Below are 25,069 nucleotides of genomic sequence, written 5' to 3' on the forward strand. Positions count from 1 at the left end.
TCCCATGGCTTCGCGAAAAGGCTATGCCATGAGCTAACTTACGCAAATCGATTTGATGCGCAAGCGATTTGTGATGAAAATTGCTCATACTGCGCTGCAACTAGATCATGATGCGACGCACAATGATTTAGTTCGCTCTTTTTACGATTGACAAACCGCATGGCTTGGCCTGATTTTACGGCCAAACGAGAGCGGCGCCCGATCTCGCGCCGGGAGGAATCCGACATGCCCGACACCAACTCCACGCGGCTTGCAAATCTGTGGGACGACGCCAGGGCGGCCGCCATGAGCGAGCCGGAGCGCCTGGTCTATCGCTCCAACATTTTGGGCTCGGACAAGCGCGTCACCAACTATGGCGGCGGCAACACCTCTTCCAAGATCCTCCAGAAGGATCCGCTGACAGGCGCCGAGGTGGAGGTTCTGTGGGTCAAGGGTTCGGGCGGCGACAGCGCGTCGATCAAGCTCGACGGTTTCGCCACGCTGTACATGGACAAGCTGCGCGCGCTGAAAGGACTCTATCGCGGTCTTGCACATGAGGACGAGATGGTCGGCTACCTGCCGCACTGCACGTTCAACCTCAACCCGCGCGCCGCCTCCATCGACACCCCGCTTCACGCCTATGTTCCAAGGGCTTACGTGGACCACATGCACCCCGACGCGATCATCGCGATCGCGGCCGCCAAGGATTCAAAGGCGCTCACTGCCAGGATCTTCGGCGGCGAGATCGGCTGGCTGCCGTGGAAGCGCCCGGGCTTCGAACTCGGGCTCTGGCTCGAAAAATTCTGCCTGGAGAACCCGGCGGCCAAGGGCGTCGTTCTCGAGAGCCATGGCCTGTTCACCTGGGGCGACACGCCCAAGGAGTGCTACGCCACCACCATTGACACCATCAACAAGGCGATCGGCTGGTTCGAAAGCGAGGCGAAGGGCAAGCCGGCCTTTGGCGGCGCGGTTGCGACGTCGCTGCCGGCAGATGAACGCCGGGCAGTCGCCGCGCGCATGATGCCGCGTATCCGCGGCATGATCTCGCAACAGGGCGTGCGCAAGCTTGGTCATTTCGACGACAGCGACGCCGTGCTGGAATTCGTCAACTCGCACCATCTGCGCGATCTCGCAGCCCTCGGCACCTCCTGTCCCGACCATTTCCTGCGCACCAAGATCAGACCGCTGGTGATCGACTTTGATCCTGCCAGGCCTGATGTAGACGCCGTGATTGCGATGCTGCCCAAGGCGCTGGACGATTATCGCGCCAGCTACCAGGCCTATTACGACCGCTGCCGGCATGCGGACTCGCCCGCCGTGCGCGATCCCAACGCCGTGGTCTACCTGATGCCCGGCGTCGGCATGTTCACCTTCGCAGCCGACAAGGCGACATCAAGGATTTCAGGCGAATTCTACGTCAACGCCATCAACGTCATGCGCGGCGCATCATCGGTCTCAACCTATGTCGGTCTGCCCGAGCAGGAAGCCTTCGACATCGAGTACTGGCTGCTCGAGGAGGCCAAGCTGCAGCGCATGCCCAAGCCGAAATCGCTGGCCGGCCAGATCGCCTTCGTCACCGGCGGCGCCGGGGGCATCGGCAAGGCGACGGCCGCCCGGCTTCTGCGCGAAGGCGCTTGCGTTGTCATCGCTGACATCGACGAGGCCGCCCTTGCCACCGCGCATGACGAACTCGGCAAGGCATTCGGCAAGGACTTCGTGCGGCCCGTCCGCCTCGACGTCACCGACGAAACAGGCGTGGCCTCGGCCTATGCCGACAGCGCCGTCGAGTTCGGCGGCACTGATATCTTGGTCTCGAACGCCGGCATCTCCTCGTCAGCGCCGATCGAGGACACGGAACTCGCCATGTGGAACCGCAACATGGATATCCTCGCCAAGGGCTATTTCCTGGTGTCGCGCGAGGCGTTCCGCACTTTCAAGCAGCAGCAGATCGGCGGCAACATCGTCTTCATCGCCTCGAAGAACGGACTGGCCGCCTCGCCCAATGCGGCCGCCTACTGCACGGCCAAGGCGGCCGAGATCCATCTCGCGCGCTGCCTGGCGCTCGAGGGCGCCGAGCATCAGATCCGGGTCAACACCGTCAATCCCGACGCCGTGCTGCGCGGCTCGAAGATCTGGACCGGCGAATGGCGCGAGCAGCGCGCGGCGGCCTACGCAATGCAGCCGGACGAACTCGAGGAACACTACCGCAAGCGCTCGATGCTGAAACGCTCGGTCTTCCCGGAAGACATCGCCGAAGCGGTCTACTTCCTCGCCTCAGATATGTCGGCCAAGTCGACCGGCAACATCATCAATGTCGACGCCGGCAACGCCCAGAGCTTTACCCGGTAGTCCTGTCGGACCAATTCCCTGAGCCGAGCCAAGTCGGCAAGTGGGAGCCGAGGGCAGGTCATCGAGGTGATGGCGCCAGGCCTTGCTGCCAATCGCGGTCTACGAGAAACAAGCGCCACGGGGCGGGGGATTCCGTGGCGCTTGTCCCGTCCGAGCTGATACGACTAGTACGACTTCAGCACGGCGGTAACGCGGTCTCCTTCGCCATTCAGCTGGATCGACACTTTCTCGCCAGCCTGCAGCGCTGGCACGGCGACGTCACGCGGCACCGTAAAGCTCCTGCCGTTTTCAAGCGTTATGACGCGAACGTCATGGTTGTAGCTGGCGACGACGCCGTCGCTGGAGGCGGCGAATGCCACGCCGGCGGTGAGCGCGATGGACGACGCGATGAGGAGGATGGTCTTCATTTGGGAGGTCTTTCCGTTTCTTGGACAAAGGTGGGGCGTTGTCCGGCATCGCTGGGATGTCCGGACTGCTGCTCGCACCAGAGTTTTTCGTGAGGGTTTGACTGCGGTCGGATGACCGGAGCCACAAACCTGCCGCCTGGCAGCAGGTCATCGTCGATTTCAGTCAGGCATTTTCCGTCTCCAATGTTCATCGGCTTTCGAGCCGTCATTGAAGGCTGCTCTTTCCAGTCACTGGAAAGTCAAGTCGTCAATTCACGATCTTTCCGCCGGTCCTTTCGACTGCACCTTGGGGGCGGTCAGCGGACGCTCGCTGCGTCCACCGCCAAAAAAAGCGAGGGCGCATAGCCGGCAACAAAGACGGTTGACCTTCCAGTCACCGGAAACCCTAGCGTCGCCACAAATCATCCAGCGGCGTCGTTACGGGCGTCGCGCATCTGTCTGCGAGGCACACCAAATGACTGGAAAGACAAGAATGTTGCTGTTGGCCACGGTGGCCGTCGGCGCTCCCACATGGCTCATGCAGGCAGGCGATGGGCCGGCCTATGTCAGGCAGGCAATGGCGTCGGTGGAGGCCGCACCGCCACCGCCGCCGCCACAGGTTCCGGTAGCCGAAGTCGTCACCCGCGTGCTTGCGCCGGCGTCCGAGTTCACCGGTGTCGTTGCCGCTGTCAGGACCGTCGAGCTGCGTCCGCGGGTTGGCGGGGTCATCGAAACCGTCAGCGTGCCGGAGGGGGGGCTCGTCGAACGTGGCCAGCTGCTTTTCCAGATCGATCCACGGCCGTTCGAGGTCGCGCTACAGAGTGCCGAAGCGCAACTGCGCCGGGCAACGGTCCTGCTCGAGCAGGCCAAGGTCGACCTCGAACGGTCGCAGCGCCTGGCCCCGAAGGGTGCGATTCCCGCAAAGACGCTGGACGATGATGTTGCGAGCAAACGCGAGCGGGAAGCCCAGGTCGAGGAGGCGCAAGCCGTCGTCGCTGCAGCTAAGCTGGACCTGTCCTACACCCGCGTGACCGCGCCGATCTCGGGCCGCGTCGACAGGGTGTTAGTGACGGAGGGCAACCTGGTTGTCGGTGCGTTGGGGGCCGCGACGTTGCTGACGACGATCGTTTCAGTCGATCCTGCCCATGTCTACTTCGACATCGACGAGGCAACCTACCTGGGTTTCCGGCCTGAAGGAGCGGCATTCGTGTCTCCGGCGCCTGTTGCTGTCGGGCTGACCGGCGAGGACGGCTTTCCCCATGCCGGCGCCCTCGATTTTCTCGGCAACCGAGTCGATCGCAGCACTGGTACGATAAGGGCGCGCGCCATGCTGGCCAATGCCGACGGCCGGCTGACGCCAGGCCTGTTCGCAAGGGTGAAGCTCGCCACGAGTGCCGCCCGCGAGACCGTCCTCATCGATGACCAGGCGGTCGGCACCGACCAGGGCCGGCGCTACGTGCTGGTGCTGGCTGCCGGCGACATGGTCGAATACCGACCGGTCGAACTGGGGGCGATGGTCGACGGGTTGCGCGTCGTCGAGCATGGCCTCAGCGGTGGCGAGACGATCATCATCAAGGGACTGGTGCGACCGGGCATGCAGGTGGCGCCAAACCGGATCGCGATGGCACCTGTCGCGGCCTCCGTTGATGGCGCCAGCTTGGAGGCGCGTCGATGAACCTACCTCACTTCTTCATCAACCGCCCGATCTTCGCCATCGTGCTGTCGGCGCTCATGCTGATTGCGGGCGCCTTGGCACTGTTCCGCCTGTCGCTCAGCGAATACCCTGCCGTCACCCCGCCCACCGTCCAGGTGTCGGCGAGCTATCCGGGCGCCAGTCCCGAAGTGATCGCCGAGACTGTTGCCTCGCCGCTCGAACAGTCGATCAACGGCGTCGAAGGCATGCTCTACATGAGTTCGCAAGCAGCCACCGACGGGCGGATGACTTTGACCGTGACCTTCGCCCAGGGCACCGATCCCGACATGGCGCAGATCCAGGTGCAGAACCGCGTGTCGCGGGCCCTGCCGCGCCTGCCCGAGGAAGTCCAGCGCATCGGCGTTGTCACCCAGAAGACCTCACCCGACATCCTGATGGTCGTTCACCTGGTGTCGCCGGACAAGCGCTACGATCCGCTCTACATCTCCAACTTCGCCAGCCTGCAGGTGCGCGACACGCTCTCCCGCCTGCCCGGTGTCGGCGACGTGATCGTCTGGGGGGCGGGCGAATATGCCATGCGCGTCTGGCTCGACCCGGCCAAGGTGGCGGCGCGCGGCATGACGGCGGGCGACGTGGTCGGCGCCATTCGCGAACAGAATGTACAGGTCGCCGCAGGCGCGATCGGCCAGCAGCCGTCTCGGGAGGCCAGCTTCCAGGTCACCGTAAGTGCTGTGGGTCGGCTGACCAGCGAGGAGCAGTTCGGTGAGATCATCATCAAGACGGGCGCGGACGGCCAGGTCGTGCGCCTGCGCGACGTCGCCCGCATTGGCCTTGGCGCCGACGGTTATGCGCTGCGCAGCCTGCTCGACGGCGAACCGGCGGTTGCCCTGCAGATCATCCAGCGTCCGGGGGCGAATGCGCTTGATGTCTCAAGCGCGGTCCGCGCCGAAATGCAACGCCTGCAGGCAGGGTTCCCCGAGGGCCTGGAATATCGCATCGCCTATGACCCGACCGTCTTTGTCCGGGCGTCGCTGGCGGCCGTCGTGCAGACCTTGCTCGAGGCCATCGCCCTCGTCGTGATCGTCGTCGTGCTGTTCCTGCAGAGCTGGCGCGCCTCGATCATCCCGCTTGTCGCAGTGCCAATCTCGCTCGTCGGCACGCTGGCGGTGATGTACCTCCTCGGTTTCTCGCTCAACACGCTGTCGCTGTTCGGCCTGGTACTGTCGATCGGCATCGTTGTCGACGATGCCATCGTCGTCGTCGAGAATGTCGAACGCCACATAGGGCTGGGCGAGACGCCGAAGGAGGCGGCGCGCAGGGCGATGGATGAGGTCACGGCGCCGATCATCGCCATCACTTCGGTGCTCGCGGCCGTGTTCATACCCTCGGCCTTCCTGTCCGGCCTGCAGGGCGAGTTCTACCGCCAGTTCGCGGTGACTATCGCCATCTCGACCGTGCTGTCGGCGATCAATTCGCTGACGCTGTCGCCGGCGCTCGCAGCTATGCTTTTGAAGCCGCACCATGGCGAAGGCCGCCACGACTGGCTGACTCGCGCCATCGACTTCCTGTTTGGACGGTTCTTCCGAGTCTTCAACCGCTTCTTTGACAGCACCTCGAACGCCTATGTCGGAGCGGCGCGCCGCGCCATCCGCATCAGCGGCGTGGTGTTCCTGGCCTATGCCGGATTGCTGGGCGCGACCTATCTCGGCTTCCAGAGCATCCCCGGCGGCTTCGTACCGGCACAGGACAAATACTATCTTGTCGGCATCGCCCAGCTGCCCTCCGGTGCATCGCTTGACCGCACCGAATCCGTGGTCAGGGAAATGTCGAAGATCGCCTTGGCCGAGCCTGGCGTCGAAAGCGTCGTCGCTTTTCCCGGCCTTTCGGTCAACGGCTTCGTCAATTTGCCCAACGCCGCCGTGGTCTTTGCCATGCTCGACCCGTTCGATCAGCGCAAGGATCGGTCACTTTCGGCCAACGCCATCGCCGGTCGCCTGATGAGCAAGTACAGCCAGATCCCGGACGGCTTCGTCGGCATCTTCCCGCCACCGCCCGTACCCGGCCTTGGCACGACCGGCGGTTTCAAGCTGCAGATCGAGGATCGCGCCGGCCTCGGCCTCGACGCTCTTGCGAAAGTGCAAAGCGAGGTCATGGCCAAGGCTGCCGCAGCCCCCGAACTCGCGGGCATGATGGCGAGTTTCCAGGTCAACGCGCCACAGGTCCAGGTGGACATCGATCGCGTCAAGGCAAAGACCCAGCATGTGCCGCTGACAGGCATATTCGAAACCCTGCAGGTCAATCTCGGTTCGCTCTATGCCAACGACTTTAACCGCTTCGGTCGCACCTATCGCGTCATCGTGCAGGCGGACGCGCCGTTCCGCGCCGAGGTGGACGATATCGCTCGCCTGAAGGTTCGAAATGCCTCAGGCGAAATGGTGCCGCTGGCGGCATTGGCGACGATCGCCGCGAGCTCCGGCCCAGATCGCGTGATGCACTATAACGGCTATTCCTCGGTCGACATAACAGGAGGACCGGCCGCAGGCTATTCGTCCGGCCAGGCCACCGATGCCATCGAACGGATCATGAAGGAGACATTGCCGGCCGGCATGGCTTTCGAGTGGACCGACCTGATCTTTCAGGAAAAGCAAGCAGGCAACACCGCCATGATCGTCTTCCCGCTCGCGGTTTTGCTCGCCTTCCTGATCCTGGCCGCGCAATACAACAGCTGGTCCTTGCCCTTCGCGGTACTGCTGATCGCGCCGCTGGCGCTACTCTCCGCGATATCAGGGGTCTGGTTCTCGGGCGGCGACAACAACATCTTCACCCAGATCGCCTTCGTCGTCCTTGTCGGCCTTGCCGCCAAGAACGCGATCCTCATCGTCGAGTTCGCCCATGAGGAGGAAAGGAAAGGGCGCGATCCCCTGGCCGCGGTCCTCGAAGCCGCGCGCCTGCGCCTCCGTCCGATCCTGATGACTTCGCTCGCCTTCATCGCCGGCGTGGTACCACTGGTCATTGCGACGGGCGCCGGCGCCGAGATGCGCCACGCCATGGGCGTCGCCGTGTTCGCCGGCATGTTGGGGGTGACGCTGTTCGGCCTGATCCTGACGCCAGTCTTCTACGTCGCAGTCAGGCGGCTGGTGCTGCGGCGGCGTAGCGCAGAAGCCGAGCGGGTCCGGTAGCAACCCTCCGGACAGTAACCAGACGTGGCCGCAAAACCCTGCAGGCCATTCATTCGGACTGAAACTGGCGCTGGCTGCTCGCTCGATCCCTTGTCGAGCGTCAGCACGTTGGGGTTGCCTTGGACATCGGCCGTCGATCCTGACCACATCAAGCCAGCGCCGGGGCAGGACGACGCAGTTGGCGCGCATTTCCGGATTAAGCGCGACAGTTGCAAGGCAGACCCCGCGCGCGGTGTAGATTTCAGCACGTCACCTTGGTCGAGGCTGCGGCGCGCGGCCGTGTCCGGATGCAGGCGGCAAACCTCGCATCCTCGAACCTTGTGGACGCAGACCTCGGCCGAGGCGTCGCTCCGGCCGTTCAGCAGGTGCCACGGTTGTGGTGAGATCAGGTGCAATTCATCCGCTTGCGCCCGCCCCTGCCATTCGACAGGCTCGCGCCATTCGGGTGTGTCCGAAAGCTCCGCCATCCCCATCGCGCCAATGGCCATCTCGATCCTGCCGGACGGGGTCTTCAGGGGATTTGCCTCAGGATCGCGTACGAAGGCCTCGGAAACATACCGTCTTATGGCGGGAAGTTGTCGTGCGGTTATTACCCAGAATCAATGCCATAACCGCACTGCCTGTCATACCTGCACAATGATCGATAATGTTGCATTATCGCTCATTTGATGGCCTACTGTGAAAATGGCCTCTAATGTCGAGCAAAATCCGGAAAACCATACCAAACTGCACTCTCCTCGACGAGAGAGCACGTCTGAAAACGCTGTTCTGGACGGGAACAGCCCCGCTGATGCCGTTTCCATCGATGCCTTGCCCGACATCGTCGATGTCGTGATGGCCATGGGCCGGCAAGCCGAGCGGGCGCTCGAGCCGGAAGCCGCCATCGCGTCGGACGGAAACCCCTCCCCTACCCTGCCATCTGTCGACGTCATGCCCGCCGGCGGCCTTGTGGGCCAGCTCGGCGATCTGGCTGAACGGGCGCGCGGTTATGTCGAGGCGGCCAGTTCCGCCAACACCCGCCGCGCCTATGGTGCCGACTGGAAGCATTTTTCCGACTGGGCCCGGCGCCAGGGTTTTGCCACCATGCCGCCCGATCCCGAGACCGTCGGGCTCTACATCACCGCACTCGCTTCCGGCGCCGGCGGCGGCGACAAGAAGTCCGTCTCGACCATCGAAAGACGGCTCTCCTCGCTCGCCTGGAACTATGCCCAGCGCGGGGCAGAAAAACTCGACCGGAAGCACCGTGCCATCGCCACCGTCATGGCCGGCATCCGCAACGCCCATGCCCGCCCTCCCCGACAGAAGGAAGCAATCCTGCCCGAGGATCTGATGGCGATGCTGGAAACGCTCGAACGCGGCACTTTGCGCGGCTTGCGCGATCGCGCCATGTTGCTGCTCGGCTTCACCGGTGCGCTGCGCCGCTCGGAGATCGTCGGGCTCGACTGCGGTCGCGACCAGACCGAAGACGGCCGCGGCTGGATCGAAATCTTTCCCGGCAAGGGCATCCTGGTCACCTTGCGCGGCAAGACCGGCTGGCGCGAGGTCGAGATCGGCCGCGGTTCCGCCGACATTACCTGCCCGGTCGTGGCTTTGGAGACATGGCTGAGCCTTGCCCGCATTGGCCATGGCCCATTGTTTCGGCGTATCACCGGCGAGGGCAAAAAGGTCGGCACTGAGCGGCTGAATGACCAGGAAGTCGCCCGTCTGGTCAAGCGCACGGCCCTTGCCGCCGGCGTGCGCGGCGACCTGACCGAGGCTGAACGGACCAGGCTTTTTGCCGGCCATTCGCTACGCGCCGGCCTCGCCTCATCGGCCGAAGTCGAGGAGCGTTACGTGCAGAAGCAGCTTGGCCATGCCAGCGCCGAAATGACCCGCAAATACCAGCGCCGCCGCGACCGCTTCCGCATCAACCTCACCAAAGCGTCAGGATTGTAGAGCCGATCCGGCGATTGCTTGTTTGAAGTTCCGTTAAAGGCATTCGCAGTCCGCCTCTCACGCTTGTGCAGGCAGTCGCGGCAACTGCTTCCTTGCCTTTATGGAGCGTGACTCCATAAACGGCTGATCACCAGCACAGAACTAAGCTTGTCTCACGTGACTTACGGGCCCGTTATCAGGACAACGAGGATGTCCACTCAGGCCCCGCTCGGAGTTATCAACACCAGCGAAGGGAAGTAGGTGCGGAAGCGGCCAACATCGCGCGTTAGGACGGCCTGGTCGGCTACTGCCGCGTGTGCGCCGACGAAGAAGTCTGGCAACACGCCAGTCCGTGAGCCGCCAGCACGACGGTACTGCGTAAACACTTTGCCCGCCAGAAACAGCGCTTCACGCGGCATCGGCGCGATCTCAAGCCCCGCTTCCTCGACAAATGCGTCAAGATCTTCGATCCGCTCGTATCTAACCGCAAGCTCGGCATAGACCACGTCGTTAATGACCAGTGGTCCCCGCAAACTCCACGTCTCAAGCTGGCTAATCGACCAGTCTGCCCAATGCGGATCATTCGTGACCAAGTCGAGCAGGACGTTGGTATCGACCAGTGTCACCCCTCGCCCCGCGTCAGTGCCATGATAGCATCTGTATCGAGACCGGTTCCAGCATGACCCCGCAATTTCGCGAACCGGCTCGGCGGCTGCTTCTTATCCGCACGCGTGATTACCACGCTACCGTCCGCGGCACGCCGAAAGTCCACCCTGCTGCCGGGTACGATCCCCAGAAGCTCGCGAACCGGCTTTGGAATTGTGACTTGGCCTTTGGCTGTAACTGTTGTCGGCATGTTCGCCTCGGTAATGATTGATTTGCTAGAGGTATTACCTACCCTGGCATTTTTCAATCCCAAGGCCGACGAGCGACGACGGGCTACCGTCCTGCCGCAACGCTCACCCTGCCTTTGCCTGTGCCCCTCCCCTTCCGCGCAGGAGCGCCATCAGCACCGGCCCGATCGAGAATTCTCCGGCCTGTGCCTTGGCAGTGAGGCTGCGCAGATAGCCGCCGGGGCTGGAAATGGCCTCGCCCTTCTGCAGCATCGCCGCCACCATGATCGCGGCATCGACAGCCCCCATGGCCTCGCAGGCCTGGTTCCACGCATCCGGGCTGACGCCGAGGGCGCCGCGCACCAGATTTGCCGTTTCCACCAGATCGGCCCAGCCCGAAATACCGTTTCGTGCGTAATCGGCAATATCCGGGCAGGCGCGCAGCACCATGCCAAGCGGATAACCCGTTGGCGGCTGGCTCCTGGTTCCCGGTTTCACCGCAGCGGTTGCGCCTTGGCCTTTTTCGAGGCCGGGTTCAAGTTCATGAGGGTGTGTATTTGAATTCTGTATGTGGCGCTCGAAATGAGACTCATTGGCGCTTGTTTCTTCAGTTTTTACGTGACTTTCCAGCGCCTTGCGCACCTCCTGGGCAAGCATCGCCAGTTCCGCGGAAATCGGTTCGAGCTCAAGCCGGCTGGCCGTGCGGGGAATGGCGGCCACGATCTCGCGATAGCTCAGATGCAAGCGCTGCCAATCGGCGGCAATGCCCTCCTCGAGGCCGAAGGCGATCATCTTGGCGATGTCACGACGCAGGATGGTGATGCGCTCGCGAACGAGCAGCAACGCCCGTCGTTCGGCCCTGACAGCTTCGGCCATGCGCTCGAACTCTGCGGCTCGGGCCAAAAGCGGCGTCAGGTCGAAACCAAAGGCCTGCTCGATCGCGCCATCGAAGCCCTTGCGGGCGTAGCGCTTGCCATTGGGGCTGTCGCGACGCACCACCAGGCCGCAGTCGACCAGCACCGCGAGATGCCGCCTCAGCGTCGCCGGCGCCATGCCGTGTGCCCTCAGCGCCAGCTGGGCGTTCGACGGAAACACCACCAGCCCCTCCCCTTCCACGAGATCCGTGTCGGGATGGAAGCTCAGCAGCGCGTTGAGTACGGCAAGCGCGCGATCGCTGGCGCCCAGCAATTGCTTGGCCTCGCAGACGGCACGAAACACCTGCCATTTGTTGGAGCTGGCGCCAGGCGCACAGCTGTCCGCCGCCATCTGACCTGCAACCATGGCAAGCGATAGCGACCGCCGCCCAAAGGGCGTCGTCGAAATATGCTCAATCATCCTCGTTCACCTCTTGTCGAGGCAAGCCGAAGGCATGCCGGAACGCGTCCAGTGGTTGACAAGTCGATCCGAAAATGATTCTCTCACAATTGCTACATTGATGAGGGCTTCCGGAATGGCGACGTTTCGGGGGCCTTTTTCTTGCCGTTTATCCTTCTTGTTCCGATCCTCTACGCATTGGACCTACGCTTTACGCTCCACCTTCCCGGAATGGCGCTGCGGTGAAGCAGGCGTCCACGCCGCTGGCTGTGGACCAAAACTAGCCTTGCCCGGCCGAGCCGCCGCGCTTCTGTTCGAACCTCTCCAAGAGCTTGGGCAATTCCTGACCCAGGAAGTCCTCGAACCCATCGGTCATTCTTTCCAGAAAATCGACCCTGGCCTTGCCCTTGGTAACAGTCAGATTCGCCACCGCCTTGCCGTTGTCGTCACGGATTTCGCGGGCAGCGCCAACGATCGACTGGCCTTTGCGCTGCAGGCGCATGAACAGCAGGTTGAACCGCTCGTCGCTCGCAGCGTCACGGAAGCGCTGGCTGGTGATCTCGTCCTCGGCCTTGACGCGTGCGGCTTCACTCTTCAGCAGATCGGCCAGCGCCATCCAACGGGGACGACCGATCTTGGGCGCAGCGCCAATGGCGCGCACGATCTGCTCGGGCACTGCATCCGCGACCTGCAGGAAGCGCGTCATCTCGGCCTTGTGCAGCGATAGCGCGTCCTGGACCACGCCGCGCTCGAAGCCGCGAGCAATCAGTTCGTGCGCGAATAGCGCCCGCTCGATGAAGGAGAGATCACGCCGCTCGCTGTTTTCCTTGCCCTGTGCAAGCACCAACTCGACATCGGAGAGCGGCCGTATGATCGCCAGAACCGGAACGCCAAGCTTGCCTGCTGCACGCACACGACGGTGACCATAGGCGGTCTGATAGCGCCCCGGCTTGTCTGGGTGCGGCCTGAGCAGCACCGGAACCTGCTGACCCGACGCCTCGATGCTGAGGACCAGCGCGTCGAAATCCGGATCCAGCGCACCATGATCGAGCCGGTCGGCAACGAACGACGCTTCGATCAGGGAAGCATCCACCTGGCTAATGCGTTCGGCGGCATCAAAGCTTTCCTTGAGCCTGCGCGCTTCCTCGATCTCCTTGGACAGGCCGCCGAGCGACAGCCCCATCGCCTTGACGGCGCCAGATGCGCTACGCGGCCGCGCCGCTTCCGGCTCGGCTGTCTTGGTCTCTTGCGTCTTTTCAGACGGTGTTGCGGGCGCCATAGACGGTTCGGCCGTGCCGAACAACGCCTTGAGCTGGTCCTTGCGGTTCAATGCCATGCCAGCCTCCCTCACGCCGCCCGATTCCAGGCCTTGAGCATCAGGCCCTCGATCTCGCCGTTGACAGCTGTCAACGACTCCATGGCGCGATCGTAGGTGGCGCGGCTGAAGCTCTCGCGCGACACTTCGTAAAGCGTCTGCTTGGTCAGGCCGGCATCCGAGAAAGCGGTCGACTTGACCAGTGGTGCCGTCAGCACGCGATCACCGAACAGCGAGCGCAGAAATCCGACGATCTGCGTCTGTGGCCCGTCATTGGGTTCGTAGCGCGTGATCAGGTAGCGCATGAAATCGAAGTTCAGCTCGCCGCCAGCCTCGCGCACCACCGACAGAAGGTCGGCAGTCATGAACAGGAACTGGCTCATCGAGGCTACGTCAAGCATCTGCGGGTGGATGGTCACCAGCACTGATGTTGCCGCGCACAGTGCTGAAAGCGTCAGGAAGCCGAGCTGCGGCGGACAGTCCATGACGACAACGTCGTAATTGTCCGCCACGCCGCGCAGCGCTTCCTGCACGCGGGCGAAAAACATCGCCTTGTTGTCGCCCGCCTGGCGCGCCGCCAGCATCTGCGGCGTGGTGTGCTCGAACTCCTGAAGCTCTAGATTGCCGGGCACGAAGTCGAGCCCGTCGAAATAGGTGCGGCGAATGATGTCGCTGAGCGGCCTGCGCTCCTCGTCGTATCGGATCGCGCCATAGAGCGTGTCGTTACCATTGAGGTCGAGTTCGGGCTGATATCCGAACAGCGCCGACATCGAGGCCTGCGGATCGAGATCGATGGCCAATACGCGGTAGCCGGCAAGCGCCAGATGCTGCGCCAGGTGGGTACTGGTGGTGGTCTTGCCCGAGCCGCCCTTGAAGTTGGTCACGGCAATCACCTGCATGTGCTCGCCACGGGCAGCATCGCGGCGCGGCAAGTAATGACGCGCCTTGGTCGGATTCTGCTCGGCAAGATGTCGGCGCAGCCCGTTGATGTCGTCGAGCGCGTAGTAGCGGCGCCCCCCTGCCCCGGTCTCGGGCTGCGGCCCCTCCCCTGCGATGGAGAGCTGGCGCAGATACCCGTCCGTGACGCCGATCAGGCGTGCCGCTTCACCACTCGAAAACTTGCGTAGCGCCTTCTTCGAGGTTGGCGAAAACAGCCGGTCGCGCATCGCCTGCAATTGCGCCGACAACATCTCGGCGTCACGCGCAATAGCACGATCAGTCGCCATGACCTCGGCCTCTTCGCTCGCGTTTTCCGCCCGTGCTAGAAATGCCCCAACCAAGTCTCTAGTCCTCTCTCGCCGTTCAGCGCACGCATCAGCGATGCGCCGTCAGGCTTCGTTAAGATTTATGCGCCGATTCGCTGCAGAATCCGAATCCGGGTTACGCCTTCGCACATTTTAACGTGCCGGAGCGTGGATAACGGTTTGCTGAAGCGGTTACGCTGGACGTATCGAATTACGACCAATTACCGTAACAAGGGTGCTGGAGAGGGCGAGTCGAGTCAACTTGTTTATAGTTAACGGAAATTAACCATTGTGACGGAGCCGAAACAGCGCTTCTGCAAAAACGTTTCGGCCTCGGCCGTTGACAGCTGTCAACCGACAGATCTGTAGCCGCGCTGGATTTTGGAAGCCGCCAAGCGACGCAGAGCGCCCTGTGCCTGGGCAACATCGGCGAAGAGATCGAGGCGCCTCCTGCCCAGCGTACCAATGCGACCCCATTCCCTTACCAGCACCGCGTCACCGAACAGAGACCTTTCCACTGACAGGCAATAGAACCGCGCCATGTTTCGGCTCGGATCGCGACGCTGGAGATGTAGGATGAAGCTCGGCTTTTGCATGGACGGCAGAATCGCGCGCGGCGATTCCACCGTCCAATGAAACTCCTGAATCGATCAGCCGTCGTCGATTCAGTACACTGATGGACCAGACCTGTCAGGCCGCCTGCCCCACTGGCGCAACCTGGGCAAAGGCGGCAAGCAGTTCCGACTTGCGCTTTTCGTAGCGCTCGACGGCCGCCAGCTTGACATGACCATAGCCGCGCACGGTTTCGGCCAAGGCGGCAAGTTCGGTTGCGGCTGACAGGTTCAAAACCGACAGGCGGACAACAAGCTCCTCGATGAGCGCGAAGTAGTCTGCGACCAACTTGCGTTCCATCTTCCGCTCGGCCGTTCGGCCGAACGGATCGAAGCGGGTGCCGCGCAGGCCCTTGAGGCGAGCCAGCACAGCAAAGACCGGTTCGATCCAGCGGCTGCCGATGGCAACCTTGGCAGGATGGCCGGTGCGCGGATCGGTGCGGGTCAACATCGGCGGCGCAAGATTGTACTGCAGCGTGAAATCGCCCTCGAACTGCTCGGCCAGCTTTTGCCGGAAAGCCGGGTCGCGATGCAGCCGCGCCACTTCGTACTCGTCTTTGTAGGACATCAGCTTGAATGCGGCCCTGGCAACGACAGTAGCAAATGCTGTCTGCCCCGGATTGACCCTCGCCTCGGCCTGACGTGCCTTGTCGACCAGGGCACGGTAGCGTTCGGCATATCTGGCGTCCTGGTACCCGGTCAGAAACGCCACGCGTTGCCCGACAATCTCATCAAGCGACCTGGCCTCTGGCGCCGATGCTGCAACGCCCCCGGCCTGCCTGTTGACGAAATCCATGTCATCGGCCGAGCGCCGTCCCCAGGCAAAGGCGGCACGGTTCATGGCAACGCCGGCGCCATTGAGATCGATGGCCCTTTCGATCGCCTTGCGACCGATCGGCACGAGGCCCTTCTGCCAGGCATGGCCGAGCAGGAACATGTTGGCGGCGATCGCATCGCCGAACAGCGCGGTTGCCAGCTTGATCGCGGGCAGGGTGGCAAGCGCGCCCTCGCCACCGGCATTGCGCAGCCGCCGCAGCGTGGCGCCTTCGCGGAAGTCGATGGTGGTGTCCTTGACGAAGGAGGCGGTCGGGGCGAAGTGGTCGTCGACCACTGCACTGGTGCGGCCCTTGCCGAAGGTGGCGATGGCATTCGGCGATGCCGCGACCACCAGATCGAAGCCGAGCACCAGATCGGCCTCGCCGGGGCCGATGCGGGCTGCATTGAGTGTCTCTGAGTGTCGCGCGAGGCGAATGTGTGAAACGACGGCGCCGTTTTTCTGGGCAAGCCCCGTCTGGTCAAGCGTCACCAGCGACAGGCCGTCGAGATGGGCTGCCTGTGACAGGATGGCGCTGACGGTGATGACGCCGGTACCGCCGATGCCGGTGAGCAGCACGCTGTAGGGCTCGTTGCCCAGCATGGGCAGGCTTGGTTCTGCCAGGCTAGCATCGACATCGCCGGCAGCCTTGGCGTGCGGCTTGCGCAGGCGCCCGCCTTCGACGGTGACGAAGCTCGGGCAAAAGCCCTTGGTGCAGCTGAGGTCCGTGTTGCAGCTCGACTGGTTGATGGCGCGCTTGCGGCCGAACTCGGTCTCGCGCGGCTCGATGGAGATGCAGTTCGAGACCGCAGAGCAATCGCCGCAGCCTTCGCAGACCAGCTCGTTGATGAAGGCCCGCTTGGGCGAGACGGGGTAGGTGCCGCGCTTGCGCCGGCGGCGCTTCTCGGCGGCGCAGACCTGATCGTAGACCAGCACCGTGACACCTTCGACCTCGCGCAGCTCTCGCTGCACCTCGTCGAGTTCATCGCGATGACGCACATTGACCGAGCGCGGCAACAGACCGGCCAGCAGCTGCGGCCGTTCGGATACGACGACGACCTGCCTGGCGCCTTCGGCGAGCACCTGGTCGACGATAGACGGCACAGACAATTCGCCGTCATGGCGCTGACCGCCGGTCATGGCGACCGCGTCATTATAGAGGATCTTGTAGGTCGCGTTGACCTTGGCGGCGATGCCGGCGCGGATGGCCAACAGGCCGGAGTGGAAATAGGTGCCGTCACCCATATTGACGAAGATGTGCTTCTCGTCGGTGAAAGGCGACAGGCCGATCCACGATCCACCTTCGCCGCCCATCTGGGTGAAGGTCGAGGTGTCGCGCTCCATGCCGATCACCATCATATGGCAGCCGATTCCGGTGGAGGCGCGGCTGCCCTTGGGCAGTACCGTCGACGTGGAATGCGGGCAGCCGGAGCAGAAGTAGGGCTCGCGGTTGAGCAGGGCTGGCTCGGCAGGGGAGGGGGCCCCAACCGTTGACAGCTGTACGGTGCGCGCGGCGAGCCCGGCATCATCTGTGCCCAGCCACTGCAGGACGGAACGCGCCACCGACAGGGCACCGATCTCGCCTATCGAGGGCAAGAGAGGAGAGCCGTCCGGCCCGGTCTTGCCGAAGACTTGCGGCCGGCGGTCAGCCGGCTGGTTGAACAGCAGCGACTTGATCTGCTCCTCGATGACCGGACGCTTTTCTTCGACGACGAGGATCTGCTCCAGCCCGTCGGCAAATTCACGCAGGCCTTCCGGCTCCAGCGGCCAAACCATGCCGACCTTGTAGAGGCGGATACCAAGCTCGGCAGCGCGGCCCTCGTCGATGCCGAGCAGTGCCAGTGCTCCCTTGAGGTCGAGCCAGGATTTGCCGGTCGACACGATGCCGAGTCGTGCAGCAGGGGAGGGCCAGACCTGACGGTCTAGGCGATTGGCACGGGCGAAGGCGAGCACCGCGGCGAGCTTGGTCTCGAGCCGGCGCTCCATCGCCTGCTGTCCGTCGGGCCAGCGCATCGACAGGCCGTCGGCGGGGAGAGGCAGCTCTGGCGTGACGATCTCCAGCCTGCTCGGATCGAGGTCGACGGTTGCCGAGCACTCGACGATCTCGGTCTGGCATTTGAAGCCGACCCAGGCACCGGAATATCGGCTCATCGCCCAGCCAAGCAGACCGTAGTCGATATATTCACTGATGCCGGCCGGCGACACCAGCGGCACCATGGCCGAGATCAGATTGTGTTCGCTCTGGTGCGGTAAGGTGGACGACACCGCACCATGGTCGTCGCCGACGAGCAACAGTACGCCGCCATGCTTGCTGGTGCCGACGGCGTTGGCGTGGCGGATGACATCCATGGTGCGATCGACACCCGGGCCCTTGCCGTACCACATCGAAAAGACGCCATCATAGCGTGCACCGGGAAACATGCCGGTTTGCTGCGTGCCCCACACGGCGGTCGCCGCCATGTCCTCGTTGAGGCCGGGCTGGAAGACGATATGGCTTTCCTTGAGATATTTCCGGGCGCTGCCCATCTCGCGATCGAAGCCGGCCAGTGGCGAACCGCGATAGCCCGAGACGTAACCTGCAGTGTTGAGGCCCGCGGCAAGGTCGCGCTGGCGCTGGACCATCGGCAGGCGCACCAGTGCCTGCGTGCCCGAAACCAGGATGCGGCCGCGTTCGAGCGTATAGCGTTCGTCTAGCGCCGAGGGCATGTCGACCGGGCGGGCGCCATTTTCAGGAGAAGTCACAGCTGTCATTGCGGCACTCAGACTTTGGACAGGGCAGGGGGCATGTCGAAGATACGACCCGGATTGAGAATGTTGTTGGGGTCGAGCGCGGCCTTCAGCCGCCGCATCGCCGAAATTTCGCCCGGACTGCGCGTCAGATGCAGATAGGCCTTCTTGTCGAGGCCGATGCCATGCTCGGCCGAGATCGAGCCACCGCTTTTCGCAACGCAATCGAACACCGCACTGGCGACATCGTCGGGCCTGTCAGTTCGGACGACGTAATGCAGGTTGCCGTCGCCGAGATGGCCGAAGACATAGTCCTGTGCGCCCGGGTCGACCTGGCCTTGGGCCGCTCTCGCCATGTCGAGGAAGGCGCCCATCTCAGGCAGCGGCAGGCTGACATCAAGGCTGAGCATTGCCTCTTCGGCAAACAGAAAGCGGTTGACGTCGTCCCGCAGGGTCCACAGCGCACGGAACTCTCGTTCGGACTGCGAGACCACGACGTCCTCGACCAGCCCGTGCTCGATTGCCTGCGACAGCGTTTCGACTAAGGCCTCCTCGTCGGCTTGCGGCGTCATGCCCTGGATGTCGGCCAGCACATAGACCGGCGACGACAGGGCGACAGGCGCCGTCAAGCCGAGGGCGGCAACCATGTCGCCCATCAGCGGCGCCAGGATGACCTCGAAGCCGGACAGCAGGTTGCCGAGGCGGGCGCGCAGGAATTTGAGCAGGCCGAAGGCCGCTTCGAGTGATGGCAATGAACAGAAGGCCGCGGATTGCGTCACGGGCCTGGGGTGAAGCCTGAGGCAGGCACGCGTGACGACGCCGAGCGTGCCTTCGCAGCCGATGAAAAGCTGGCTGAGGTCATAGCCGGAATTGTCCTTGGCGAGCCCTTTCAGCGAGGACAGCACGCTGCCGTCGGCGAGCACGGCCTCAAGCCCCAGCACCTGGGCGCGGAAACTGCCATAGCGCAAAACGCGGATGCCGCCGGCATTGGTGGCGACGTTGCCGCCAATGGTGGCGGTGCCGCGCGCACCGATGTCGACGCCGAAAACGAGATCCGCTGCATCCGCTTTTTCCTGCACGAGTTGCAACGGCACGCCGGCATCGGCGACAATGGTTGCCGCCGTCGGCTCGACCTCCTGCAAGGCGGTCATGCGCTCGAGCGACAGCACCGCCTCGCCCGCCAGCACCCTCGCCCCGCCCGAGAGTCCCGTGCGGCCGCCTTGGACGACCAGCGGCTGACACGCGTCGTTGCAGGCCTTCAGGATCTCGGCAACCTCGTCGGTGCTGCGCGGGCGCAGCACCAGTTCCGGCCGGGCGCCCGGCTCGCCGGCAAGATCGTCGCTGTAGCGTGGATCGATGGCGTCGCCAGCCAGGATCGCAGCCTTGTCGAGCCGGGCCTGGAGGATGGACAGAACCTGATTGCTCTTGGGTGTCATGGCGCCTGGATGGCCCGGAGGAAGCCATGTCCGGGCGCTGTCTCGGTCAAGCTTATTTCGCTTGCAATATTTGTCAAACCTATATTGTTTACCCTTATCGAAACGGAGGCGGCCGCCAAGGCAGCACCGACGGAGGGCGAATGCCGATCGAATATCAGGACGTGGTGCGCACAGGCGTTGCCCGGCAGGTCGCAGACAAGATTCGAGCGGCCATTCTCGACGGCCGTCTGCAGATCGACGAGCGCCTGCCGACCGAAGAAGACCTCGCCAAGAGCTTCGGCATATCGCGCCCGACAGTGCGGGAGGCGCTGAAGCGGCTGGCAGCGCAGAACCTCATCCGTTCGCAGCGTGGGCCGACCGGCGGCACCTTCGTCAGCCGCCCCGATCCGGAGGGCCTGTCATCGGCAATCACAGGAGCCGCAACGTTGCTTGTCGGCGTCGGCGCCTTCGACATCGACGAGATCATCGGCGCGCGGCTGGAAACGGAAGCAATCTGCTGCCGGCTTGCCTGTGAGCGCCGCAGCGACGCCGCCCTTGCCGCTATGCGCACCGAGATCGCGCTGCAGCGTTCCAAGCTGCTCAGCGACGAGGACTTTTGCGCTTCCGACGTGCGCTTCCACCGCGCCGTGGTGCAGGCGGCTGGCAACGGCCCGCTCAGCCTGATGATGTACACAGTGGTCGAGGCGTTCATGCCGATCACCAACATGATCGTCTCGCATGTGCGCGAACGCAGCACGGTCGCCGATTTCCATGAAAAGCTTGCCGGCGCCATCGAGGCGCGTAGCGCAAGTGATGCCACCGCCGTGCTGTCGGAACTGCTGGCCTATGTTCGTGACAGCTATGCGCTCAGCCTAACGCGGCGCGCCGAACGCGAAGCCAAACGCGGCTGAGCCGGAGATTACCCCATGACTTCCTGGAGACTTTCATGAGCGAGATTTTTACGGCGTTGATGCTGGAAGATGTCGACGGCAAGCCGCGTGCCGGCTTCCGCGAGATCACCAAAGCCGACCTGCCCGACAACGACGTGCTGGTCGAGGTAGCCTATTCGAGCCTAAACTACAAGGACGGCCTCGCCATTTCGGGCAAGGGTCGCATTGCGCGCCGCCTGCCGATGGTCGCGGGCATAGACATCGCCGGCACCGTCGTCGAGTCACGCTCGCCGGCATGGAAGGCGGGCGACAAGGTCGTGGCCAATGGCTGGGGCATGTCGGAGACGGAATGGGGCGCCTACACGCGCTTCCAACGGCTGAAACCGGAATGGCTGATCCGCCTGCCTGATGCCTTCACCATGGAACAGGCGATGGCGATCGGCACGGCCGGCTACACCGCCGCCCTCTGCGTCGACGCGCTCGAGGACTGGGGCAAGATCCAGCCCGGCAAGGGTGAGGTGCTCGTGACGGGTGCCGCCGGCGGCGTCGGCTCGACTGCTGTCAGCTTGCTGTCCTCGAAGGGTTATGCCGTCGTTGCCTCTACCGGCCGCGCCGAAACACATGATTATCTCCGCTCGCTCGGCGCGACGTCCTTCCTCGACCGCGCCGAGTTGGCCAGCGAGGTCAGGCCGCTGCAGAAAGAGCGCTGGACAGGTGCTGTCGATTCCGTCGGTTCGACGACGCTTGCCAATGCGCTGGCGCAGACCGTCTATGGCTGTGCTGTCGCTGCCTGTGGCCTGGCCGGCGGTCACGATCTGCCCGCTACGGTCATGCCGCATATCTTGCGCAGCGTGACGCTGATCGGCGTCGATTCCGTTTTCGCGCCACAGGCCAAGCGCGAACGGGCCTGGCGCACGCTCGCCGACAATCTCGACCGCACCAAGCTTGCGGCAATGACCGAGACCCACAAGATGAGCGAACTGCCTGACCTCGCCAAGCGCATCGTCGCCGGCCAGATCCGCGGCCGCGTCGTCATCGAAATCGCGTAAGGGGAGGGGAGATCATGGGCAGCGACGTCGTATTGTGGGAGAAGGACGCCGAGGACGCGTTCGTCACTCTCACACTCAACCGCCCCGACAAGATGAACGCCATGAACCAGGAGCTCGGTGACGCGCTCGAGGCGGCGATTGTGCGGGCGGTCAAGGATCCCGAGATCCGCGCCGTCATCATCACCGGCGCCGGGCGCGCCTTCACCGCCGGTTTCGATCTCGGCGGCGAAGACTTCGAGATGGACGCCGAAGCCTGGCGCGAGGACATCGGCGCGAATATGCGCCGCATGAAGCTCATCCGCGAGGCGCCGATCCCGATCATCGCCGCCGTCAACGGCTATGCGCTGGCAGGTGGGCTGGAGCTGATGATGTGCTGCGACATGACGATCGCCGCCGAGGACGCAATGCTGGGCGAGCCGGAAGTGCGCCACGTCTCGGCACCGCCGACGCTGATGCTGCCGTGGACGGTGCCGATGATCCATGCCCGCCACCTGATGTATACCGGCGACCTGATCGACGGCCGTGAGGCGGCGCGCATCCATCTCGTCAACAAGGCGGTGCCACGCGCCCAACTGAAGGCGGAAGCCGAGAAGCTGGCGCGTAAATGCGCCCGCATGCCGGGTGCCGCGATCAAATTCGCCAAGGCAGCGCTCAATCACCAGCAGCAGACAGCCGGTCTTGAGAGCTCCTGGACTTACAATCGCGAAACCACCGCGATCCTGCATGCCTCGGAAGAGGGCCGCCACTGGATGCGGCTGCTCAAGGACCATTCGCTGAAGGAATTTCTCGACATCCGCGAGAAGCCGTTCCGCGACTTGGATTAAGCCTGTGAGGGGTCAGGCGCCTACCGGCGCCCGACCACCACCTGACTGCAGCGCTTCGAACAGTTCGGCGTGATTGCGCAGATAGCGCGACTGCACGATCTGGCCCTTGTCCGACAGTTCGCCCTTGGCACGTTCGGCTGGAGCAGTTGCCAGATCGAAGCGGGCTATCACCGTCGATCCAGAGGGATTGGCCGCATTCCAGCCGGCGATGAGTGCGCCGATTTCGTCCGGACGAGCCTTACCCGTCACTGATGGGAAGACCAACGCCACGAGACGATCGCGGTTCTCGCCCGAAATGACGATGTCGTCGGCCAGCGGCGCACATCGCGCCAGAAGGCCGGCACGCAGAGGCCCTGTGCGCACCTTGACCCCACTCGACAACTTGAAATCCTCGGCGAGACGGCCATCGAACCCGAAAACGGCAACACCGTCTGAGCGCCGGCGCAGCACGGCTGCATCGCCGGTGCGGTAGAAGCCGTGCTCGTCCATCGGCAGTTCGACGCTGCGGCCGTCAATGAGATAGCAGGGTGCTATATTGGGCCCCGCGACCCGACATTCGCTGCGGCCGTCGACATCGACCAGCGCCACGGAATGGCCGGGCAGCGGATGACCGAGCTCGCCGGGACGCTCCAGCGGCGCCGGTGACAGCGTGATCGTCGAGGCAGCCTCCGTCGCGCCATAGCCGGAGAGGATCTGGAAATCGCCATGGCTGTCGCGAAATGCCGTGAGACGGCGCCAGAGTTCGGCATCGATACCCGCACCGGCAAAGAAGATGGCGCGCAGTTTTCGTGTCAGCGCACCAGCGGCTAGGTCATCTTTTTCCAGTCGGTCGAGCAGGAGCTTCAGCCCGAGCGGAACGGCGATGTGCATGGTGGGGCCGACATCGGCCATGAGCTTTACCGTTGCCTCGATCGTCGAGGGGCTTGGTGCAGCGTCGACATGCATCGCACCGCCGTTCCAGATCACCTTGAAGATGTTGTCGAGCCCACCGAAGACATGGTGCCACGGCAACCAGTCGACGAGTACCGGCGGCGTGTCGGCGACGAACGGCCACATCGCGGCGATGGCAGCCTGGTTGGACGAGATCATGCCACGCGTGACCGGCACGCCTTTCGGTGCTCCTGTGCTGCCGGAGGTGAAGAAGATTGCCGCCCAGTCGTTGGGCCTCACCGGCTCGTCTGCTCCGGGTACGGTCACCTCAGTGCTGTCGCGCGCGAGCTCGTCGAGTGAAATGGCCTTCATGCCCCGGATGGCAGGATGGCCGGATGGCGCCACGAGCAGCCTGGGTCCGGCGTTTTCGAGAAACGATCGTGTCGCCTCGCTTTCGACGCCGTCGCGGAACGGAAATGGCGGCAGTGCAGCATGGACAAACCCACCGGAAAAGCAGGCAAGCTTGAGCACCAGCGCATCGATGCCGGCCGGAGCCAATGTCGCCACGCAATCGCCCTTGCGCAGGCCGTAGCGGCCCGACAGCATCTGCCGCACGGCACGTGCGCGGGCAAGTGCCTCGCCATAGCTGATCGACCGCCTGGCGCCGTCCCGAGGCTCGGACAAAAGGGGCGTGTCCGGCTGAACTTCCGCCCATCTGGCAAGCCGCTCCAGAATATCAGGCAGATTGTCGGGTAGGGGGATCGAACTGCGATAGACGCGGCGCCCGTCGGAAAGCTGCTCTTCGACCAGCTTCTGCCCGGGCGCCAGGAGCCGGCCCATCAGGCTTCCTGCCGCTGGGCGGCATCACCCTGGCGTGCCGACAGCGCCTTTTCGTAGACGCTTGATTGGTAGGCGATGAGTTCCTCGAAGGCCGCCGTGGCGGCCGAGCCATCACGGGCGCGCAGCGCCTCCAGTATGTCGGCGTGCAGCGACACGACGCGGCCACGCTCGCGGAAGCGGAAGGAGATCATGTTGGTCGCCGGGATCAGCGAATCGTTGACGACCAACATGATGAAGCGCAACTCGTTGTTGCCGGTAGCCTGGGCGATGGCGTGGTGGAAGGCGACGTCGAGCCGACAAAACTCCTCATCGGAAATGTCGTCGCGCTCGAAGGCCTCAAGCGTCGCCTCGATCGTTTCGAGATCTTCTGTTGTGGCGCGTTCGGCCGCGAGCTGGACACAGGTACGGCCGAGCAATAGACGCGCCTCGACGATCTCGCTGAGCCCGAAGACGCCGAGCCCGACGAACCAGGTCGTCATCTCCTGCAGCATCTGGCTCGCCGCGGTGAGCGACGGCGCATTGACGAAGACGCCGCCATTGGGGCCGCGCTTCGAACGCACCAGCTTCTTCGCCGCGAGTATCTTGAGCGCCTCGCGCACCGTTGGTTGCGAGACGCCGAAGCGTTGCGCGATCTCGGCTTCGGAAGGCAGCCGCGCCTCGACGCTGAGGGTACCCTGCACGATCTCCTGCTGCAGTGATGTCGCGATCTGATGTGCCAGGCTCTTGGTCGCCTGGACTGCCTGCTTGGCGTCCTCCATGCCCTTATGCTCTCCCTCGTTGGCCGCTTCTTATTATTTCAATATTACAATATCTAAATTGTTGACCGCCTGATCCAAAAATGCAAGCCTTCGATCCAACAGGG

The 25,069-nt window shown here is 63.7% G+C and carries 18 protein-coding genes; 7 read left to right on the forward strand and 11 right to left on the reverse strand.

Translation table 11 applies throughout. From position 1 onward, the window contains the following. Positions 1-225 precede the first annotated feature (225 nt). Complete coding sequence (locus DY201_RS26810; RefSeq protein ID WP_115734383.1) at positions 226-2,328, forward strand: bifunctional rhamnulose-1-phosphate aldolase/short-chain dehydrogenase; 2,103 nt, start codon at positions 226-228, stop codon at positions 2,326-2,328. 164 nt (positions 2,329-2,492) lie between these two features. On the opposite strand, the gene DY201_RS26815 is transcribed toward DY201_RS26810, so the two are convergent. Further along, positions 2,493-2,735 (reverse strand): DUF1344 domain-containing protein, encoded by a 243-nt coding sequence (locus DY201_RS26815; protein ID WP_115734384.1) that lies wholly within the window; start codon positions 2,733-2,735, stop codon positions 2,493-2,495. A gap of 472 nt (positions 2,736-3,207) precedes the next feature. On the opposite strand from DY201_RS26815, the gene DY201_RS26820 reads away from it, so the two are divergent. The 3 genes from DY201_RS26820 (at position 3,208) to DY201_RS26830 (ending at position 9,482) form a co-directional block, all read left to right on the forward strand. Further along, on the forward strand, positions 3,208-4,389 hold the full coding sequence (locus DY201_RS26820) for an efflux RND transporter periplasmic adaptor subunit (RefSeq protein WP_172582967.1): 1,182 nt from the start codon (positions 3,208-3,210) through the stop codon (positions 4,387-4,389). Beyond that, positions 4,386-7,547, forward strand: a complete 3,162-nt coding sequence (locus DY201_RS26825; RefSeq protein ID WP_115734386.1) for an efflux RND transporter permease subunit — start codon at positions 4,386-4,388, stop codon at positions 7,545-7,547. The genes DY201_RS26820 and DY201_RS26825 overlap by 4 nt, the downstream gene beginning before the upstream one ends. A gap of 684 nt (positions 7,548-8,231) precedes the next feature. Then, on the forward strand, positions 8,232-9,482 hold the full coding sequence (locus DY201_RS26830) for a site-specific integrase (RefSeq protein ID WP_115734387.1): 1,251 nt from the start codon (positions 8,232-8,234) through the stop codon (positions 9,480-9,482). A gap of 197 nt (positions 9,483-9,679) precedes the next feature. Here DY201_RS26830 and DY201_RS26835 read toward each other — a convergent pair whose 3' ends face one another. The 8 genes from DY201_RS26835 to DY201_RS26870 all read right to left on the reverse strand — a co-directional run bounded on the left by DY201_RS26835 (position 9,680) and on the right by DY201_RS26870 (position 19,755). After that, positions 9,680-10,087, reverse strand: a complete 408-nt coding sequence (locus DY201_RS26835) for a type II toxin-antitoxin system VapC family toxin (RefSeq protein ID WP_115734388.1) — start codon at positions 10,085-10,087, stop codon at positions 9,680-9,682. Beyond that, entirely contained in the window at positions 10,084-10,317 is a 234-nt protein-coding gene (locus DY201_RS26840; RefSeq protein WP_115734389.1) for an AbrB/MazE/SpoVT family DNA-binding domain-containing protein, read from the reverse strand. The genes DY201_RS26835 and DY201_RS26840 overlap by 4 nt, the downstream gene beginning before the upstream one ends. Positions 10,318-10,420: 103 nt before the next feature. Next, complete coding sequence (repC, locus tag DY201_RS26845; RefSeq protein WP_115734390.1) at positions 10,421-11,629, reverse strand: plasmid replication protein RepC; 1,209 nt, start codon at positions 11,627-11,629, stop codon at positions 10,421-10,423. Between the two features lie 259 nt (positions 11,630-11,888). Further along, a complete protein-coding gene (gene repB, locus DY201_RS26850) occupies positions 11,889-12,944 on the reverse strand; it encodes a plasmid partitioning protein RepB (protein ID WP_165916102.1) in 1,056 nt (351 codons plus the stop codon). Positions 12,945-12,955: 11 nt separating this feature from the next. After that, positions 12,956-14,149, reverse strand: a complete 1,194-nt coding sequence (gene repA, locus DY201_RS26855; RefSeq protein ID WP_115734391.1) for a plasmid partitioning protein RepA — start codon at positions 14,147-14,149, stop codon at positions 12,956-12,958. Between the two features lie 368 nt (positions 14,150-14,517). Beyond that, positions 14,518-14,763, reverse strand: a complete 246-nt coding sequence (locus DY201_RS26860) for a WGR domain-containing protein (protein WP_115734392.1) — start codon at positions 14,761-14,763, stop codon at positions 14,518-14,520. 94 nt (positions 14,764-14,857) lie between these two features. After that, entirely contained in the window at positions 14,858-18,343 is a 3,486-nt protein-coding gene (locus DY201_RS26865; RefSeq protein WP_115734393.1) for an indolepyruvate ferredoxin oxidoreductase family protein, read from the reverse strand. An 8-nt stretch (positions 18,344-18,351) separates the two neighbouring features. Continuing rightward, the gene (locus DY201_RS26870; RefSeq protein ID WP_115734394.1) at positions 18,352-19,755 is read right to left on the reverse strand and encodes an FAD-binding oxidoreductase; all 1,404 of its coding nucleotides are present in this window, start codon (positions 19,753-19,755) and stop codon (positions 18,352-18,354) included. A gap of 140 nt (positions 19,756-19,895) precedes the next feature. Between DY201_RS26870 and DY201_RS26875 the strand changes: the two genes are divergently transcribed. The 3 genes from DY201_RS26875 to DY201_RS26885 are packed head-to-tail and all read left to right on the forward strand — an operon-like array spanning position 19,896 to position 22,497. Continuing rightward, on the forward strand, positions 19,896-20,645 hold the full coding sequence (locus DY201_RS26875; RefSeq protein ID WP_115734395.1) for a FadR/GntR family transcriptional regulator: 750 nt from the start codon (positions 19,896-19,898) through the stop codon (positions 20,643-20,645). 35 nt (positions 20,646-20,680) lie between these two features. Continuing rightward, on the forward strand, positions 20,681-21,673 hold the full coding sequence (locus tag DY201_RS26880) for an MDR family oxidoreductase (protein ID WP_115734396.1): 993 nt from the start codon (positions 20,681-20,683) through the stop codon (positions 21,671-21,673). A 14-nt stretch (positions 21,674-21,687) separates the two neighbouring features. Continuing rightward, a complete protein-coding gene (locus tag DY201_RS26885; protein ID WP_115734397.1) occupies positions 21,688-22,497 on the forward strand; it encodes an enoyl-CoA hydratase/isomerase family protein in 810 nt (269 codons plus the stop codon). Positions 22,498-22,509: 12 nt separating this feature from the next. On the opposite strand, the gene DY201_RS26890 is transcribed toward DY201_RS26885, so the two are convergent. Next, positions 22,510-24,207, reverse strand: a complete 1,698-nt coding sequence (locus DY201_RS26890; RefSeq protein WP_115734398.1) for an AMP-binding protein — start codon at positions 24,205-24,207, stop codon at positions 22,510-22,512. Continuing rightward, positions 24,207-24,965 carry a FadR/GntR family transcriptional regulator gene (locus DY201_RS26895; protein ID WP_115734399.1) on the reverse strand — a complete coding sequence of 253 codons (759 nt, stop codon included), beginning with the start codon at positions 24,963-24,965 and terminating at the stop codon, positions 24,207-24,209. The genes DY201_RS26890 and DY201_RS26895 overlap by 1 nt, the downstream gene beginning before the upstream one ends. Positions 24,966-25,069: the final 104 nt, after the last annotated feature.

Origin of the sequence: Aminobacter aminovorans, assembly GCF_900445235.1 — a bacterium.
Taxonomy (GTDB): domain Bacteria; phylum Pseudomonadota; class Alphaproteobacteria; order Rhizobiales; family Rhizobiaceae; genus Aminobacter; species Aminobacter aminovorans.